The organism is Achromobacter sp. Marseille-Q4954, from assembly GCF_943737025.1.
Lineage (GTDB): Bacteria > Pseudomonadota > Gammaproteobacteria > Burkholderiales > Burkholderiaceae_B > Achromobacter > Achromobacter bronchisepticus_A.
Map to the genome: position 1 here is coordinate 397,574 of NZ_CALSFQ010000003.1, position 16,705 is coordinate 414,278.

17 protein-coding genes are annotated in these 16,705 nt (G+C 67.2%); 10 read left to right on the top strand and 7 right to left on the bottom strand.

The genetic code is table 11. The annotated features are described in order from the left end of the window. The first annotated feature begins 14 nt into the window (after positions 1-14). The gene (locus NGK62_RS27315) at positions 15-836 is read left to right on the top strand and encodes a shikimate dehydrogenase family protein (protein ID WP_251881234.1); all 822 of its coding nucleotides are present in this window, start codon (positions 15-17) and stop codon (positions 834-836) included. A gap of 5 nt (positions 837-841) precedes the next feature. Next, entirely contained in the window at positions 842-2,440 is a 1,599-nt protein-coding gene (locus NGK62_RS27320; protein WP_251881235.1) for a GMC family oxidoreductase, read from the top strand. A gap of 57 nt (positions 2,441-2,497) precedes the next feature. On the opposite strand, the gene NGK62_RS27325 is transcribed toward NGK62_RS27320, so the two are convergent. From NGK62_RS27325 to NGK62_RS27345, 5 genes are read right to left on the bottom strand one after another with little or no spacing between them, the layout of a single operon-like run. Continuing rightward, positions 2,498-3,511, bottom strand: a complete 1,014-nt coding sequence (locus NGK62_RS27325; RefSeq protein ID WP_059379528.1) for a proline racemase family protein — start codon at positions 3,509-3,511, stop codon at positions 2,498-2,500. 36 nt (positions 3,512-3,547) lie between these two features. Then, complete coding sequence (locus NGK62_RS27330; protein ID WP_054457808.1) at positions 3,548-4,339, bottom strand: ABC transporter permease; 792 nt, start codon at positions 4,337-4,339, stop codon at positions 3,548-3,550. Beyond that, on the bottom strand, positions 4,336-5,184 hold the full coding sequence (locus NGK62_RS27335; RefSeq protein WP_251881237.1) for an ABC transporter permease: 849 nt from the start codon (positions 5,182-5,184) through the stop codon (positions 4,336-4,338). Before NGK62_RS27335 ends, NGK62_RS27330 begins: the two co-directional genes overlap by 4 nt. After that, positions 5,181-6,230: an ABC transporter ATP-binding protein gene (locus NGK62_RS27340; protein ID WP_251881239.1), complete on the bottom strand. Its 1,050-nt coding sequence runs from the start codon at positions 6,228-6,230 to the stop codon at positions 5,181-5,183. The genes NGK62_RS27335 and NGK62_RS27340 overlap by 4 nt, the downstream gene beginning before the upstream one ends. Positions 6,231-6,243: 13 nt before the next feature. After that, the gene (locus NGK62_RS27345) at positions 6,244-7,296 is read right to left on the bottom strand and encodes an ABC transporter substrate-binding protein (RefSeq protein ID WP_251881241.1); all 1,053 of its coding nucleotides are present in this window, start codon (positions 7,294-7,296) and stop codon (positions 6,244-6,246) included. A 140-nt stretch (positions 7,297-7,436) separates the two neighbouring features. Between NGK62_RS27345 and NGK62_RS27350 the strand changes: the two genes are divergently transcribed. The 6 genes from NGK62_RS27350 to NGK62_RS27375 all read left to right on the top strand — a co-directional run bounded on the left by NGK62_RS27350 (position 7,437) and on the right by NGK62_RS27375 (position 12,218). Beyond that, positions 7,437-8,504, top strand: coding sequence for a GlxA family transcriptional regulator (locus tag NGK62_RS27350; protein ID WP_118934479.1), 1,068 nt, complete (start codon positions 7,437-7,439; stop codon positions 8,502-8,504). 62 nt (positions 8,505-8,566) lie between these two features. Then, positions 8,567-9,277, top strand: coding sequence for a glutathione S-transferase (locus NGK62_RS27355; protein WP_059379523.1), 711 nt, complete (start codon positions 8,567-8,569; stop codon positions 9,275-9,277). 182 nt (positions 9,278-9,459) lie between these two features. Further along, the gene (locus tag NGK62_RS27360) at positions 9,460-10,899 is read left to right on the top strand and encodes a methyl-accepting chemotaxis protein (RefSeq protein WP_251881243.1); all 1,440 of its coding nucleotides are present in this window, start codon (positions 9,460-9,462) and stop codon (positions 10,897-10,899) included. Positions 10,900-11,003: 104 nt separating this feature from the next. Continuing rightward, a complete protein-coding gene (locus NGK62_RS27365; protein ID WP_059379521.1) occupies positions 11,004-11,228 on the top strand; it encodes a DUF1653 domain-containing protein in 225 nt (74 codons plus the stop codon). A gap of 4 nt (positions 11,229-11,232) precedes the next feature. Further along, positions 11,233-11,850, top strand: coding sequence for a 3'-5' exonuclease (locus NGK62_RS27370; protein WP_118935259.1), 618 nt, complete (start codon positions 11,233-11,235; stop codon positions 11,848-11,850). 8 nt (positions 11,851-11,858) lie between these two features. Then, a complete protein-coding gene (locus NGK62_RS27375; protein ID WP_251881244.1) occupies positions 11,859-12,218 on the top strand; it encodes a nucleotide pyrophosphohydrolase in 360 nt (119 codons plus the stop codon). A 30-nt stretch (positions 12,219-12,248) separates the two neighbouring features. Here the strand turns inward: NGK62_RS27375 and NGK62_RS27380 are convergent, their stop codons facing one another. Then, the gene (locus NGK62_RS27380) at positions 12,249-12,539 is read right to left on the bottom strand and encodes an antibiotic biosynthesis monooxygenase family protein (RefSeq protein ID WP_059379519.1); all 291 of its coding nucleotides are present in this window, start codon (positions 12,537-12,539) and stop codon (positions 12,249-12,251) included. Between the two features lie 454 nt (positions 12,540-12,993). Here NGK62_RS27380 and NGK62_RS27385 point away from each other — a divergent pair, with 454 nt between their 5' ends. Both NGK62_RS27385 and NGK62_RS27390 read left to right on the top strand, forming a co-directional pair. Beyond that, entirely contained in the window at positions 12,994-13,458 is a 465-nt protein-coding gene (locus NGK62_RS27385) for a hypothetical protein (protein ID WP_059379518.1), read from the top strand. A 44-nt stretch (positions 13,459-13,502) separates the two neighbouring features. Further along, positions 13,503-14,177, top strand: a complete 675-nt coding sequence (locus tag NGK62_RS27390) for a hypothetical protein (protein ID WP_059379517.1) — start codon at positions 13,503-13,505, stop codon at positions 14,175-14,177. A gap of 55 nt (positions 14,178-14,232) precedes the next feature. Here NGK62_RS27390 and NGK62_RS27395 read toward each other — a convergent pair whose 3' ends face one another. Next, on the bottom strand, positions 14,233-16,641 hold the full coding sequence (locus tag NGK62_RS27395; protein WP_251881246.1) for a DUF3772 domain-containing protein: 2,409 nt from the start codon (positions 16,639-16,641) through the stop codon (positions 14,233-14,235). Positions 16,642-16,705: the final 64 nt, after the last annotated feature.

The window sequence follows — 16,705 nt, forward strand, 5'->3', positions numbered from 1 at the left end:
ACACGGAGACAGACATGAAGGAAATCACCGGCACCACGCGCCTGTTCGGCATCCTGGCCGATCCCATTCACCACGTGAAGACGCCGCAGCGCATGAATGAGCATTTTGCCGCCATCGGCTTCGACGGCGTGTGCGTGCCGTTCCACGCCCGGCCGGATGACTTGGCCGAGGTGGTCGCTGGACTGCGGCGGCTGGAAAACCTGGGCGGCGTCATCGTCACGGTGCCGCACAAGACCGCGATACTGGAGCTGGTCGACGACGCCACTCCGGTGGCGCGTAAGATCGGCGCGGCCAACGTGGTGCGCCGCGAGGCGGACGGCAAGCTGGTGGCGCACATGCTGGACGGCGAAGGCTTTGTCCGCGGGCTGCAAAGCGCAGGCGTGTCGCCGCAGGGCAAGAGCGCCTATCTGGCGGGGGCGGGCGGCGCGGCCAATGCAATCGGCTTCGCGCTGGTCCAGGCCGGCGTGTCGCGGCTGACCATCGCCAACCGCACCACGGCCAAGGCCGAGGATCTGAAGGCGCGCATCCTGTCGCTGCACCCCGGCGCCCGGATCGACGTGGGCACGGCCGACCCCTCGGGGCACGACCTGGTGGTCAACGGCACCTCGCTGGGCATGAAGCCGGACGACGCCTTGCCGCTGGACGCCAGCCGCCTGACGCCGGACCAACTGGTCTGTGAAGTCATCATGCAGCCCAAGGACACGGCCTTGCTGCTGGCGGCGCAGGCCCGCGGCTGCAAGGTGCACTATGGCGCGCCGATGCTGGCCTGCCAGATCGAACTGATGGCGCAAATGCTGGGCGTGGCGGCGGACAAGCCGGCCGACGCGGGACGCTGACCCGTATGAGAGACTACGACTTCATCATTGCCGGGGGCGGCACGGCGGGCTGCATCCTGGCCAACCGCCTGAGCGCCGACGGCAAGTATCGCGTGCTGATGCTGGAGGCCGGACATGAGGCCCGCAGCATGTGGATCTCGATCCCGGCGGGCTTTTCCAAACTGCTGGTCAACCCGGAATACAACTGGCGCTTCGCCACCGAGCCGGAAGACAACGTCCACGGCAGGACCATTGCCGTGCCGCGCGGCAAGGGCGTGGGCGGGTCGACGCTCATCAACGGCATGATCTACGTCCGTGGCCAGCCGCAGGACTACGACGGCTGGGAGGCGGCGGGCGCGACCGGCTGGGGCTACAGCCAGGCCGAGCGCATCTTCCGCAAGATCGAATGCTACGAACCCGGCGACGCCAGCCGCGGCAAGAGCGGCCCGATGCATCTGGAAGAAGTGTCCGAACGCTTTCCCATATCGGATGCCTTCCTGAAGGCGGCGCAAGAGGACGGCCAGCCCTTGAATCCCGACTACAACGGCGGCAGCCAGGAGGGCGTGGGCTACTACCAGGTGCTGCAGCACCGGGGCAGGCGTTGGAGCGTGGTGGACGGCTACCTGAAACCCGCTTCCGGCCGCAAGAATCTCACGGTGGAATGCGGCGCGCACGTGACGCGGCTGGTGTTCGAGGGCAAGCGCTGCGTGGGCGTGGCCTATCGCAAGAACGGACAGGAGCACATCGTGCGCGCGCGGCGCGAGACGCTGCTGTGCATGGGCGCGGTGCAGTCGCCGCAGTTGCTGGAACTGTCCGGCGTCGGCAATCCCGCCTTGCTGCAAGCGTTCGGCATCGCGCCGGTGCTGGCGCAGCCGCAGGTCGGCGAAAACTACATCGACCACTTCGCGACCCGCATGAACTGGCGGGTGAAAGGCACGGTGACGCTCAACGAGATGTCGCGCGGTTGGCGCCTGGCGCAGCAGGTGGCGCGCTACTACGCCAGCCACAAGGGCATCCTGACCCTGGGCACGGGACTGGTGCACGGCTTCGTGAAAAGCGCGCCGGACCTGCCGGCGCCCGACGTGCAGTACTTCTTCGTGCACGCCAGCTACGCCAATGCGGCCGAACGTATCCTCGACCGGCAGCCGGGCATGACGATAGGCGTGGCGCAACTGCGTCCTGAGTCGGTCGGATCCATCCACATCAAGTCCGCGGATCCGCAGGCGGGGCCTGCGATCCGGCCCAACTTCCTGTCCGCCCAGGTGGACCGCGACAGCCTGGTGGGCGGCATGCAGGCGGCGCGGCGCATCGTCGGCCAGCCGGCCATGCGGCGCTATGTCGAATCGGAGATCAGCCCCGGCGCGGCGGTGGACAGCTACGACGAATGGCTGGACTTCGCGCGGCGCAACGGCCAGACCATCTACCACCCCATAGGTACCTGCCGCATGGGTTCCGATGCCGCCGCCGTCACCGACGTGCGCTTGCGGGTGAACGGCCTGTCCGGCCTGCGCGTGGTGGATGCGTCGGTGATGCCGAAGATGGTGTCCGGCAATACGCAGGGTGCCGTCATGATGGTGGCCGAGCGGGGGGCCGAGATGATTCTGGAGGATGCGGCGCAGGCCTAGCCGTATCCGTCACGGAAAAAGGCGCACGTGGCCAATCGGCCCGTGCGCCTTTGCACTTCAGCGGATGAGGAAGCCGGCGCCTACGGGGTCGTTCTTGTCGATCACCCAGCGCGCCGTGCCCAGGATGCTGGCCGTGCCCTTGACCGTGGGACGCACAGCGCGGGTGCCGTTCAGGTCCACCTCGCCCAGCAGGCAGCCTTCGAACACGCCGCTGCCCAACAGGCCTTCCGACTTGATCGGCTGGTTCAAGCCCATCTTGCCGCGCGCTTCGAACATGGCCATCATCGCGCTGGTGCCGGTGCCGCCAGGCGAACGGTCCAGCTGGCCGGCGCTGAACACGTGGACGTTCTTGTAGAACGCGCCTTCGATGGTCGGCTGGTGCCAGAAGGTGATGAAGTTCAGGTTGTTGATGTGGGCCTCGGTCGGGTGCTGGATGCGGTGACGGGCATTGAGCTGTTCGCGCACGATCAGGCCCATGCGCGACAGCTCGGTGCCGTTGTCCGGCGAGATGCGCAGGTCGCAGCCCGACAGGTCGACGATGCCGAAGTAGTTTCCGCCCCAGACGATGTCGGCGGACAGCTTGCCGTAGCCGGGCAGTTCCACCGGAATGTCTTGCGCGGCCACGTAGGCCGGCACGTTCTCGAAGCGCGTCCACAGCACGTTGTCGCCCTCGGACGCCACTTCCGACACCACCAGGCCGGCGGTGGTTTCAAAGCGGATCTTGGTGATGCCGTCCTTGCCGCGCGGCACCAGGCCATTGGCCACCATGGCCATGCTGACCGCGATGGTGCCGTGGCCGCACATGTGCGAGTACTCGGTGCCGTCGATGTAGATCAGGCCGGCGTCGTACTCGGGGCTGGACGGCGGCGTGAGGAACACGCCGAACATGTCCTTGTGGCCGCGCGGCTCGCGCATCAGCGCCTTGCGCAGCCAGTCGTAGTTCTGCTCCAGGAAGGCGCGCTTCTCCAGGATGGTGGAGCCGGCGGGGTACGGGATGCCGCTGTGCACGATGCACAGGGGCTCGCCTTCGGTATGGGTATAGATGACATCGAACGCGTCTTGCTTGCGCATGACTGTGGCTCCAGACAGTAAGGTAGGGAAGAAAGGTTATTTGCCGCGTTCGGACAGCATGTCCAGCCCGACGGTCAAATCCAGGATGACGATGGCGATCACCGCAACCACGATCGTGGCGCCCGATACGGCTGCGATGGTCGGATCTATCGTGTATTGCACGTAGTTGAAGAGCTTCACGGGGATGGTGTTCAGGTCCGCCGTGGTGTTGAAAATCGACAGCTCCACGTTGATCCACGAAGAGATGAACGCGAAGATCGAACCGGTGACGATGCCTGGCCGGATCTGAGGCAGCACCACCAGGAAGAAGGTCGTCCAGGGATTCGCGCCCAGGTCGGCCGATGCCTCCTCCAGCGCGCGCTGTTCGGGCGTCAGCAGGGTCAGCGTGGACCGCAGCACGAAGGGCGCGATGATTACGATGTGCCCGATCAGCAGGGACAGGAAGCTGCGCGTCAGGCCGAAGTAGGCGCCGTACTGCAACAGCGCCGCGCCCAGCACGATGTGCGGCAGCACCAGCGGCGACATCAACACCGAAGTCAGCGCGGCCTTGCCCGGGAACTCGTAGCGCGCCACCGCCAGCGCGGCCGGCACCGTCAGCAGCACGGCCGCGGCCGTCGCCGCCAGGGCCAGCACCGTGCTGGTCGTGAACGCGGCGACGTAGCCGGCCTCGATCAGCAGCGTGCGGTACCACTCCAGCGTAAAGCCCTTGGGCGGAAACGCCAGGTAGGGCGTGGACGTGAACGAGGAACCCAGGATCACCACCAGCGGCAGGGCCAGGTAGGCCAGCACTCCCAGGGCGACCAGGCGGATCAGGTTGCGGGCGATCATCGCGCGGCTCCCGGCAGGACGGCGGCGCGGTTGGCAAGCGCCACCAGGATCAGGGTGAACACCAGCAGCACCATGCTCAGCGCGCCGCCGTAATGGAAGTCGAACACCGTGCTGTACTGCTGGAAGATCAGCATCGACAGCACCGACACGCGCCCGCCGGACAGCAGCGCAGGCGTCACGTAGGCGCTGACGGCCAGGGTGAAGACCATGATGGCGCCCGACACCACGCCGGGCAGCGTCAACGGCCAGGTGATGTGGAAGAAGGTGGCAGCGGGGCTGGCGCCCAGGTCGGCAGATGCCTGTTCGCAGGCCGGATCGACCCGCGCCAGCGCATTGCCGACCGCCAGCACCACGAAAGGCAGCAGCACGTAGACCATGCCGATCAGGATGCCCAGCTCGGTGCCGATGAAACGCATCGGACGGTCGGCGATGCCCGCACCCACCAGGGCCTGGTTGACCAGCCCGTTGCGGCCCAGCAGCACCATCCAGCCAAAGGCGCGCACGATATTGCTGGTGAACAGCGGCACCACCAGCAGGATCACGCAGAAGCGCCGCCAGGCCTGCCAGCGCACCACGCGCACCAGGTACCAGGCCAGCGGATAGCCCAGGATCACGCAGACCACCGTGGTGAAGAACGCCAGCCGGAAGGTCACCAGGATCACGTCCCAGTGGTATTGGTCGCCCAGCACGCGCAGGTACTGCTGCGGGGTAAGGGTCAAACCATCGGGGCCGCCGGTGATGCTGGCTAGCGCCACCACCGCCAGCGGGGCCAGGAAGAAGGCCGCGAAGAACAGTACGGGAGCCGCCAGCAGCAGGCAGGGCGAACGCCAGGCGCGCGCGTTCATGGCTGTTCACCGATCAGGTGCAGGTGCTCCGGCGCGAAGGCCAGGCGCGCCGCGGCGCCCGGGCCCAGCCCCGACGGCGCAATGCCGCCGTGGCGCGCCACCAGGATCTGTCCGCCGATGTCCACGTGGATCATGCAGTGGCTGCCCACGTTGATGACGTCGGTGACCGTGCCGTTCAACCCATGCGCCGCCGATTCATCGGTCAGGCGCAAATCCTCGGGCCGCAGCACCGCCACGCCGCGCGCGGGCGCGGCCTTGCCGGGGGACGGCACGCGCAGTCCCTGGGCATCCAGCTGCAGCGCATCGCCGCTGGCCGTGTAGGGCATGAAGTTGGCGTCGCCGATGAACTCGGCCACGAAGCGGGTGGCGGGATGCCGGTAGATCTCGGTCCCGCCGCCCACCTGTTCGATCTTGCCCGCATGCATGACCACCACCCGGTCGGCCATGGTCATGGCTTCTTCCTGGTCGTGCGTGACGAAGATGAAGGCGATGCCCAGCTTGGCCTGCAGGTGCTTGAGTTCCAGCTGCATGCGCTTGCGCAGCTTGAGGTCCAGCGCCGACAGCGGCTCGTCCAGCAACAGCAGCTTGGGCTGGTTCACGATGGCGCGCGCCAGCGCCACGCGCTGCTGCTGTCCGCCGGACATTTCGCGGGGATAGCGCGCACCGAAGTCCGCCAGGCCCACCATGTCCAGCGCCGACCGGGCGCGTTCGGCGGCTGCCTGCTTCGATGCGCCTTGTCGCCGCGGGCCGTAGGCCACGTTTTCCAGCACGCTCATGTGCGGAAACAGCGCATAGTTCTGGAACACCGTGTTCAGCGGCCGGTGGTGCGCGGCCAGGCGGCTGATGTCCTGGCCTTCAATCAGGATGCGGCCCGATTCGGGCCTGAGAAATCCGGCGATCGAGCGCAGCAGGGTGGTCTTGCCGCAGCCGCTGGGACCAAGCAGGGCCACGAACTCTCCCTGTTGGATCTCCAGGTCGATGCGGTCCAGCGCCTGGTAGGCGCCAAAGCGCATCGACACGCCTTCGATGGTAAGCAAAGCGGACATGTTCGATCCCGGTCTAGCGCTTGCGGGCAACCTGGCGGTTCCAGGCGTCCGTGACCTCGGCGCGGCGGCTGTTGATGAGGTTCCAGTCGAACAGGCTCAGGTTCTTGACTGAACCCTCCGCGCCCCAGGGCAGCTTGCGCGCCACGTCCTTCGGCACCTGCACATCCTTGACGGCGGGGCCCAGGTACAGGCGCGTGGCCAGGCAGGCGGCGGCATCCGGCGTGAGCGCGGTGTCGATGAACTTCTGCGCGGCGGCCTTGTTCGGCGCGTTCTTCACCAGATGCAGGCGGGCATCCGTGGCCCAGGCGCCTTCCTTGGGCACGGCGAAGCCGATGGGCAGTCCCTTGTCGATCAGATCCCAGGCGCCCACGTTGAAGTGCGCGCCGATGATGGCCTCGCCGCTCTGGTAGGCGTTGGTGGCGGCGCCCGAGCTGTCGAAGAACAGCGCGGTGTCCAGCGATGCCAGCTTGGCGTACAGCGGCTCCAGGTTCGACGGGTCGACCGCGAACACCCGCGCCAGGAAGAAGATGAACGGCACGCCCGACGAGTTCGCCGGCGAGGGTATGGCCACGGCGCCGGCGTACTCGGGTTTCCACAAGTCCTTCCAGCTGGTCGGCGGCTGGGGCACTTCCTTGGTGTTGTAGGCGATGCCCAGCGAGTAGTAGCCGGTGCTGACCGCGTAGGCGCTGTCGCCATTGCGGTACACGCCCTGGTCGATGACGTTCTTCAGATTGGGTATGCCGGCGGGATCCAGCGCGTCCAGCACGCCGGCTGCGGCGGCCAGTTCGCTGATGCCGCCGTCCATCCAGGCCACGTCCATGGTGGGCGCGTCCTTCTGCTGCTGCAGCTTGGCCAGCGTGGTGGTGGAGGTGCCCACTTCCGGCACCACGGTCACGCCGGTGGCCTTGGTGTAGGGCTCGGCCACGCAGGCGCGGAACGCGTCGCCCCAGTTGCCGCCGTACCAGGCGACGGTGATCTTCTGCTGCTGGGCCAGCGCCTGGCCGGCGCTCAGCAGTCCGGCTGCCAGCAATGCGGCGCGCAGGGCGCAGCGGGTAGGTGTTGCCATGTCGGATTCCCCTTGTCGATTTATCGGCTCCGATCGGCCTGCGCCGGCGGGCGCTGCGGGACGGTGCCATAGGTGCATCTTGGGCGATCCCCGGGAAAACCAGCTTGAAGGCCTGGGACAAAAACTTGAATAATTGCGACATGGAAACCGCTACGTCCGCCGCTGCACCGTCTTTCTCCTATGACGATGAGTACAGCGGCCTGCCTCAGGGGAAACCCGCACTGACCGTAGGCATCGTGCTGCTGGACCAGTTCACGCTGGCCGCCTTTGCCGGATTGGTGGACGTCTTGCGGCTGGCGGGCGACCACGGCGGACGCAGCCGCCAGATCCATACCGCCTGGCGCGTCATGAGCTGGGACGGCAAGCCGCGCTGCTCCAGTGCGGGCCTGACCATAGACGTGGCCGACGGCCTGCCCGAAGACCCGACCCAGTTCGACTACGTGGCGGTTTGCGGCGGCAACGACTACTTCAATGGCCGCCTGCCCGAGCCCCTGCGCGACTGGCTGCGGCTGGCGGCGGCGCAGCGCGTGCGGCTCTTGGGCATCTGTACGGGCACCTTCGCGCTGGCGCAGGCCGACGTCATCGGGCCGCGCACGGTCTGCGTGCACTGGAACGTGCTGGATACTTTCCGCGAACGCTTTCCGCAGGCCCGGGCGGTGGTGGACCGGCTGTTCGTGGATGAAGGCGACCTGATTTCCTGCGCGGGCTCCACCGCCGCAATCGACCTGGCGCTGTACCTGGTGGCCCGGCACTGCGGGCGCGACAAGGCCCAGCAGGCGATGCGGCACATGATGCTGCAAGGCGTGCGCCCGGGGCGCGTGCCGCAGGCACATTTCCACACGGACCTGTCGGGCATCCAGGATCTGCGCGTGCGCCAGGCCGCGCACTTCATCGAGCAGCGCATCGACAATCCGCCACCGCTGGATGCGATCGCGCGCTACGTCGGCGTCGGGCGCAGGCAGCTGGAACGCGCCTTCCGCATGGCCACGGGCATGTCGCCGATGGCGTTCCAGCGGCAGTTGCGGCTGGAATACGGCAGCTGGCTGCTTTTGAACAATCCCAGCAGCATCACGCAGATCGCGCTGGACTGCGGGTTTGCAGATGGCGCGCATTTCTCGCGCGATTTCCGCGCGCATTTCGGCCAGTCGCCGCGCCAGTATCAGCAGGCCGCCGGCCGCGACGGCGGAGTCAGCGTGTTTCCCGCCTGAGGCTTCTGCACGGCTCGTTCCGGCGCCGGCAAGCCATGGGCTTATCAACGGAAGGAGACGACATGACCTATGACCTTTGGTACTGGGACGGCATCCCCGGGCGCGGCGAGTTCGTGCGCCTGGCCCTGGAGGCCGGCGGCATTCCCTACCGCGAATGCGCGCGCGAGCCCGGCGCGGATGAAGGCACGCTGGCCGCGGACCTGAGTTCGGCGCGCAAGCATCCGCCGTTCGCGCCGCCGTATCTGGTCGCGGGCAAAATGACGCTGGGGCAGACCGCCAACATCCTGCTGTTCCTGGGCGAAAAGCACGGCCTGGCGCCGGACTCGCTGGAAGGGCGGCTGTGGGTGAACCAGCTGCAGCTCACCATCGCCGACATGGTGGCCGAAGCGCACGACACGCATCATCCGATATCCGCCAGCGAGTACTACGAAGACCAGAAGGTCGAGGCCGCGCGCCGAGCGCGCAGCTTTCGCGAGGAGCGCATGCCCAAGTTCCTGGGCTATTTCGAACGCGTGCTGGGCGGGCCGCAGGCCTGGCTGGCGGGCGGCAAGCGCTGGACCTACGTGGACCTGTCGCTGTTCCACCTCGTGGATGGCCTGCTCTACGCCTTTCCGAAACGCATGGCGACCCTGGCCGTGCGTTATCCGAACGTCATGGCGCTGCATGCGCGCGTGGCGGCGCTGGCGGAATTGCAGCCTTACTTTGACAGCGGCAGGCGCTTGCCTTTCGGGGAAGGGATCTTTCGCCAATATCGCGAATTGGACGCGGCTTGAGTCCGGACAAACCCTGGTGTTGCTGAATCCCGATTTTTTTGATCGGTCTCTTGAAAATCTTGAGGCCCGCTCATTTTTAAGATTAAATATTTGCAAATTGTTTAATAAATATTTCCATTTGTCTCGCGGCAGATAGGTCGAACGGCATCAAACCACCCGGACTCCGGGCAGGAGACGTCAAGATGAAATGGATCACTCTCAGCCAACTGCTGCGCATGGACCGTGGCATACAGAAGGCCGACATGCTTGGGCAGGTCGCGGCAATCCACAACGCCCAGGCCGTCATCGAGTTCGACCTGGACGGGCACGTCCTGGCGGCGAACCCGAACTTCCTGTACACCATGGGTTATGCGCTGGACGAGATCGCGGGGCAGCACCACCGCATGTTCGTCGATCCGGCAGAGCGTGCATCGGCCGCCTATGCGGAATTCTGGAGCCGCCTGCGGCAAGGCGGGCGCGATGCGGGGCGTTACCGCCGCATCCGCAAGGACGGCAGCGACGTCTGGCTGCAAGCGTCCTACAACCCGATTCACGACCGCCGCGGCCGGCTGGTGAAAGTGGTCAAGTACGCCGTGGACATCACCGCGCAGCAACAGCGGCAGGCGGACGTGGAAGGCCAGCTGGCCGCGATCTCCAAGGTGCAGGCCATCATCGAGTTCGAACTCGACGGCACCATCATCCGCGCCAACGATCTGTTCCTGGGCGCGGTGGGCTATCGCGCGGACGAGATCCAGGGGCGCCACCACAGCATGTTCGTCCCGCCTGAAGAGGCGCGCGGCGAGGCATACAAGGAATTCTGGCGCAGGCTGCGCAACGGCGAACATGACACCGGGCAGTACCTGCGCATCGGCAAGGGCGGTCGCCAGGTCTGGATCGAAGCCAGCTACAACCCGATCTTCGATGCCGAGGGCCGCCCGGTCAAAGTCGTCAAATACGCGACCGACATCACGCGGCGTTTCACCGCCGCGCAGACCTTGCGCGTCGCGGTCCAGGGCCTGACCGAAAACGCCGAGCGCGCGGGCCAGGCCAATACGCTGGCGCTGGACGCCTGCAGGGTGGCCGAGCAGGGCGGCCATACCGTGCAGGAAGTGGTGCAGACCATGGGCGGCATCACCCAGAGCTCGCGCCGCATCTCGGAAATCATCGGAGTCATGGACGGCATCGCCTTCCAGACCAACATCCTGGCGCTGAACGCCGCGGTCGAGGCCGCGCGCGCCGGCTCGCACGGCAAGGGGTTCGCCGTGGTCGCGGCCGAGGTCCGCAGCCTGGCGCAGAACAGCGCGGCGGCAGCCAAGGAGATCAAGGACCTGATCACTTCCTCGGTGCAGCAGGTCGAAAGCGGCGCGCGCCAGGTCCAGTCGGCAGGCTCTACCATGGACGATATCGTGGCATCGTCGCGCCGCGTGACTGAAATCATGGCGGAGGTGGTGGAAGTGTCGCTGGCCCAGTCCGCCAGGCTCGGCGAAGTCACCGAGGACATCACGCAGCGGGCGGGAGAGGCTGCGCGCGGCGCGGCGCCGGCGGCCGCCGCGGTCAGGCCCGTGGCGCCAGCGCTGCGGGCCAGGCCGGCCGCCAATGGACCGCTGCAGCCGCAGGCCGAGCGGCAGTACGTGCGCTACTGAGCCGGCGCCGCCGGTCCGATGCGCTATAAAGACGGTATTGATCTGAACCCGCAGGCCCGGGCAGGGACCCTCTGCCCGGGCCGCGTCATTTGCAGCCACCGTCCATGACCGAATCCGAAGCACTGGCTCTCGCCTCGCACCGCCATTACAAGGGCGGCCTCTACCTCTATGTGGGCACCGCCCGCCACTCCGAAACCGAGGAATCCCTGGTGGTCTATGAACACCTCTGGCCTCACGAGCGGGGCTTGTGGGTGCGGCCGGCCGATATGTTCTTCGGTCAGCTGCCCGACGGCACGCCCCGCTTCGCGCCCTTGCGGCCGGCGGAGTAAGGCCGTGGCGTTCTACTACCGGCGGCCGCGCGCAAGCGGCGCTGCGCCTGCCCGCGCGACGGGCGGCAAGGCGGGCGGCGAGGCGTTGGCCGCCGCGTTACAGGCATTGCGCGGTCCGTTCATCGTGGCCGACCTGGAAACCACCGGCCTGTCCACCGCCACTTGCGAGATCCTGGAGTTCGCGGCGGTGCGCGTGGGCGCGGCAGGCGCGCTTGAGCGGGAGTACACGCAGGTCGTGCGCACGCGCGGGCCGGTGCCGCCCTTCATCAGCCGTCTGACGGGCATCACGCAGGCCGAGGTCGACCGCGACGGCGTGCCGGTGGCGCAGGCGTTTTCCTCCTTCCTGGATTTCGTCGAAGACCTGCCGGTGTTCTTCCATAATGCCTCGTTCGACCGGCGTTTCCTGGGCGCGGCGGCGGATCTGACCGGCCTGCCGTTTGCCAACTCGACCCATTGCACGCTGGCGCTGGCGCGGCGCGCATGGCCGGAGCTACCCTCGCACAAGCTGGAGATCCTGGCGCGCCATGTGGGCGCTTCGGATCCCACCCACCGCGCGCTGGCCGACGTGCGCACCACCGTGGCCGTGGCGTTGGCGGCGAGTTCCCGCCTGGCCGCGGGCTAGGAGTTTCGATGTCCGACCTGGAACAGATCCGGCTGGCCGTGCGCCGGTTTACCGAAGAGCGGGAGTGGCAGCCCTTTCATACGCCCAAGAACCTGGCGATGGCGCTGGCCGGAGAGACGGGCGAACTCGTGTCCCTGTTCCAGTGGCTGAGCGAGGCCGAGTCGCGCCAGATGCCGCCGGAGAAACTGGCGGATGCCGCGGACGAAATCGCGGATGTGCAGATGTACCTGGTGGCCCTGGCCGACCAGCTCGGCATCGATATCGCCGACGCGGTCGCAGGCAAGATGGTCAAGAATGCGCGGAAGTATCCGGCGGATCGTTTTCGCGGCAGCGCGCGCAAGTACGACGATCCGCCCGAACAGCCCTGACTCGCGCGCGACGCGGCCAGGCCGGCCGCCTCAGAGCACTTTTTGCTCGTGATGCACCTGCGGCGGTTCAACGAAAAAGCCCGCCACCAGCTTGCGCCATTCCTGGAAATCGCTGGATTCGCGGAAATCCACCATGTGGTTCTCGACGGTTTCCCAGTCCACCACCAGCGTATAGCGCTGCGGTTGTTCGATGCTGCGGTATAGCTCCATGCCGTGGCAGCCGCGGGCCCGCAAGAACAGCGGCTTCGCCTGCGCGACGCCTGCTTCGAACAGCGCTTCCTGCCCTTCGCGGACATGGATGCTGGCAATCTCCTGGATCATGGTCTGGTCTCCAAACAGATGAGGCCGGGTAGCGCCCGGCCGGCCGCCGTAGTATCGCTGAAATTCCCGGACCGGGCGCGCCCAGGACCCTGCCGCTTCAGTTGTGCGCGTTAGGGAAATTGCCCGAGGCGGCGACGCTCATTCCCATCCATAGAGTTGAACCCGCATGCGCGCGCGGCGCGGCAGGCGCGGTTTCCCTCGTCCATACGCACGGGCGCCGCGCAAGATTGCCGCAAATCTGGCCGATTGTTTTACAGCCAGGCGTCGTCCATCGGGACCCGGTCGCCCGTTTAGGCGATATCGACTTGCCTAGGACGGCGCAATCATTCCGTACCAATACGAAAGTCCCACGCCTTTCGTCATTGTCCAGGCGTGGCGCTGAGCGGTAACGGTCCGCGCCGGTCGGTCGCCGGTAATCGTGAATCCGTGCATGCACGGAGCAGGAGGAGCTGAAATGAAAAAGCTCATGGCAGTCGCCGCGTTGTCCTTGTTCGCTGTCTCGGCCTATGCGGACCCTGGTGGCTCAATCACGGGTCACGCGGGGGCAATCAATGGCACCGCGTCATCCATCTCCACGGGCAGTTCCGTGGCCGCCACCCAGATCAATGGCTACGGTTCATCCACCCAGGTGTCGTTCGGCATGACGGGCGGCGTTGCGGAGGTGGGGGGTACCTTCAGCCGCGATGGCACGCAAGTGGTCACCAGCACGCGACAGTACGCCAATAGCGATTCGTACGGCCATGTCTCGGGCAATGCGCCCATCATGGTGGGCGACAGCATCGCCAATGGCGGCGCCACGTTCGCCAAGACGGATACCAGCGCTTCGGCGACGGGCTCCTTCCATGCGGTGAATGTGGGTGCGTTCGGGTCGATACACGGCATCGGCCCGGTGGGCCATGTCGGCGGTTTCAATCACTGACCCAGTTATCCGGACGGCTTCGGCCGTCCGGGCGAGGGGACATCATGAAGACCATAGTGCTTGCCATTTCCCTGTCGCTGGCGGCGGTGTCCGCCGGCGCCCAGACCAGCAGTTCCAGCGCGACGACATCGGCGTCCTCGGGATCGACCAACGCCGGCAACAATCAGGGCATCACGCTCAACTCCAGCAACAGCGGGACCAGCACGCTGCGCAGCGTGCCGCCGCTGGGCGGACAGAGTTTCTACGGTTCATTCTCGTCCGACAGCTGCATGGTTTCGGCGGGCGGGGGCGGCGCCGTGGTTGGCTTCGGCATGAACGTTGCGATTCCGATCGAGGACCAGAAGTGCAGCCTGCGGCGCAACTTCGAGCGGACCATGCAGGCGGCCGCCTCGACCAAGGATGCGGACCGTTCGCGCCGTCTGGAGACCGCGGCCATCGACATCCTGTGCCAGACCGACGACCGCACCAAGGCGGCGCTGGTGGCGCAGGGGCTGTGCACCAATCCCGCATTGACGACGGCGGATCACCGTTTCGACAGCAACGCGGTGGCGCAGGCGGCGCCGCCCGCAGGCGGCCCGGTGCTGGCCGACCGGCCTGCGCCGCCCGCGCCTCCCGCGCCCGAGGCGCAGGCCTATCCGGTGCGCAGCGTGCAGAGCGCCGCGCTGGCGTCTCCGCCGCTGCGCAACCGCACCTATACCGATCTGTATACGCCGGGCTGAGGCGGGAGTCCTGTGCGTCCCGCGCGGGGCGGGACGAAGCCAGGATGTGTGGACGCTAGGATTGCGCGGGCGGCGGGACGGCGAGAGGGGCCGACGCCGGCGGCGGGGCCGAGGCCAGCAGCATGGTGGGCGGCGACGACACCTCCAGGCCCGCGTCATGCAGGCGCTTGAGCAGGGTGAACAGCAAGGCGCTGCGCACGCCGTAGGCCGCCCGGGGCGAGGACACGTAGCCCTTGGCGTTGAAGATCAGGTTGCCGCCTTCGATGCCGTCCAGGAAGACGTTGGGAGCGGGCGTGTCCAGCACGTCCTCGTGGTCCGAGAAGGCTCGTAGAATCAACTCGCGCACCTGCTCGGCATCGGTGGATAGCGGCAAGGGCAGCTTGATCTGCACCAGCCCCAACGGATTCGAACGGGTCACGTTGCGCACGGTCTTGGTGACGAACTCCGAGTTCGGCACGATCACCGTGGAGCGGTCGCCCATCTGGATTTCCGTGGCGCGCACGTTGATGCGCAGGATGTCGCCCTCGACCCCGCCCAGCGACACCCAGTCGCCCACCTTGACCGGGCGCTCGGCCAGCAGGATCAGGCCGGACACGAAGTTCTGCACCACCGCCTGCAAGCCAAAGCCGATACCCACCGACAGTGCGCTCGCGATCCACGCCACGCGTTCCAGTCCTATGCCCGCGGCCGACAGCGACAGCGCCACGGCGATCACGAAGCCGGCATAGCCGAACAGCGTGGCGGCCGACAACTGCATGCCCGGATCCAGCTCGGTCGTGGGCAGGTAGCGGTTGGACAGCCAGCGCTTGAGCATCTTCACGGCCAGCAGCGACAGCCCCAGCACCATCAGCGCCTGCAGCACCGCGCCGGGGCGGATCTGGGCTTCGCCGATGGCGAGCCCCTTGCGCAACTGATCGAAGCGCTGCAGCAGGTCCATTGGCGCTTCGCCGAAGGGCGCCAGCAGCAGGATCACGGCCAGCAGGCCGACCGCCACGCGGCCCACGCCCGACAGCAGCACGGCAGCCTGGTCGCGCATGCTGGGCGCTTCGTGCTCGCCGCCGTCGCGGTGCGAGGTGCCCAGCAGCGTGCTGAAGCCGTCCTCGATCAAGGTGGACAGCAGATAGGCCGAGGCCAGCACGATCAGCACCCACAGCACCTGCTTGACCATGAAGCTGCCGAACGCCACATAGCCCGCCAGCAGGCTGGCCAGGCTCAGGATCAGCACGGTCCAGACCGCGCCCAGCAGCAGCGACACCCAGAAGGGGATCGGCGCCTCGTTTTCCTGCATGGCCTGGCGCCGCAACCGGCGGCTGATGGCCAGCACCGCGCCCAGCGTCGCCATGGTCAGGACCGCGACGATGCCGGTCAGCGTGATGGTGGTGGTCAGGCTGGCGTTCAACAGCACTGGCAGGCGTTCGGCCAGCCAGATCATCACCACCAGCACGCCCAGCACGCCGGGCAGCCAGCGCAGCCGCGTCGCCACAATGTCGCTGACGGGCGGCAGGCGCCACGACGGCCGGTTCGCGGACAGCAGCGCATAGCCCAGGCCGGACACGTAGCCGCCGAAGCACACCGTTCCCACCAGGTTGGCCAGCAGCGACGAGGTGTTGTCGCTCAGCTGCGAATTCCAGTCCAGCCCCATATGGATCAACAGCGCGACCACACCCGGCGTGGCGACGGCCAGGACCACATGCGTAACCGCTAGAAAGGAGCGGCGCAGACGCCCCGGCGGCACGCGTGTGGCGGTTATCCGCAGCAGCACCCGGCCGATGGCGACACGCAGGGCGATCGTCAGCGCGATCGCCGCGCCCAAAAGCAGCCAGCCCCATTTCGGCGTCTGTCCGACCGCGGTCGCGAGGTCGTCGCGTAGCGCTTCCAGGCGTTCCAGGTCGCGCGGGAACTCCTCCCGGAACTCGGTCCAGAATTGGTCGGACAGGAAGGAATCGCGCCGCTCGCCCAAGCGCGCCTGGAACTGCTTGCGCCGCTGCGCCGAGATCTGCTCGGCCGTTTGCCCGGCGTCCACGGACAGCAGCCTGGCCAGCTTGATCTGCGCGTCCAGCGCCCGGCTGGTCTTGTCCAGCTGCATGCGCTGGGCGGCGACGTCGGAGGCTTCCTTGACGCCTTCGGGCGGCGTGCCCAGCTCGCTCAGCCGGGCCGTCACGCTGGCCAGCTGAGGCGTAAGGGCCTCGGCGGCGGCGTCGGCCTTGGACTGGATGTCCAACGCGTCGCTGCGCTGTTTCACCAGGGTGGCGTCATCGGTTTCGTCGGCGACGCGCTTGCGGATGTCGTCGATCTGCTTGCGCGCGGTCGCCAGCGCCGCTTCCGTGTCCGCCGGCGTGGGCGGCGCCGCGGCATGGGCCGGCAGCAGGACAAGCACTAGCAGCAGCGCCGCGATCAGCGCAGTGAAAATGGAGGCGCGGGCGCGGCGAGGTTGCGCGCGCAGGGTTAGGGAAGTCTGTGTCATGTTCTGGGGCGAGTCGCTCGCATTCGAGGCGGGAGCATAGCAAGCCGCCGCCTCATCCGTTGCA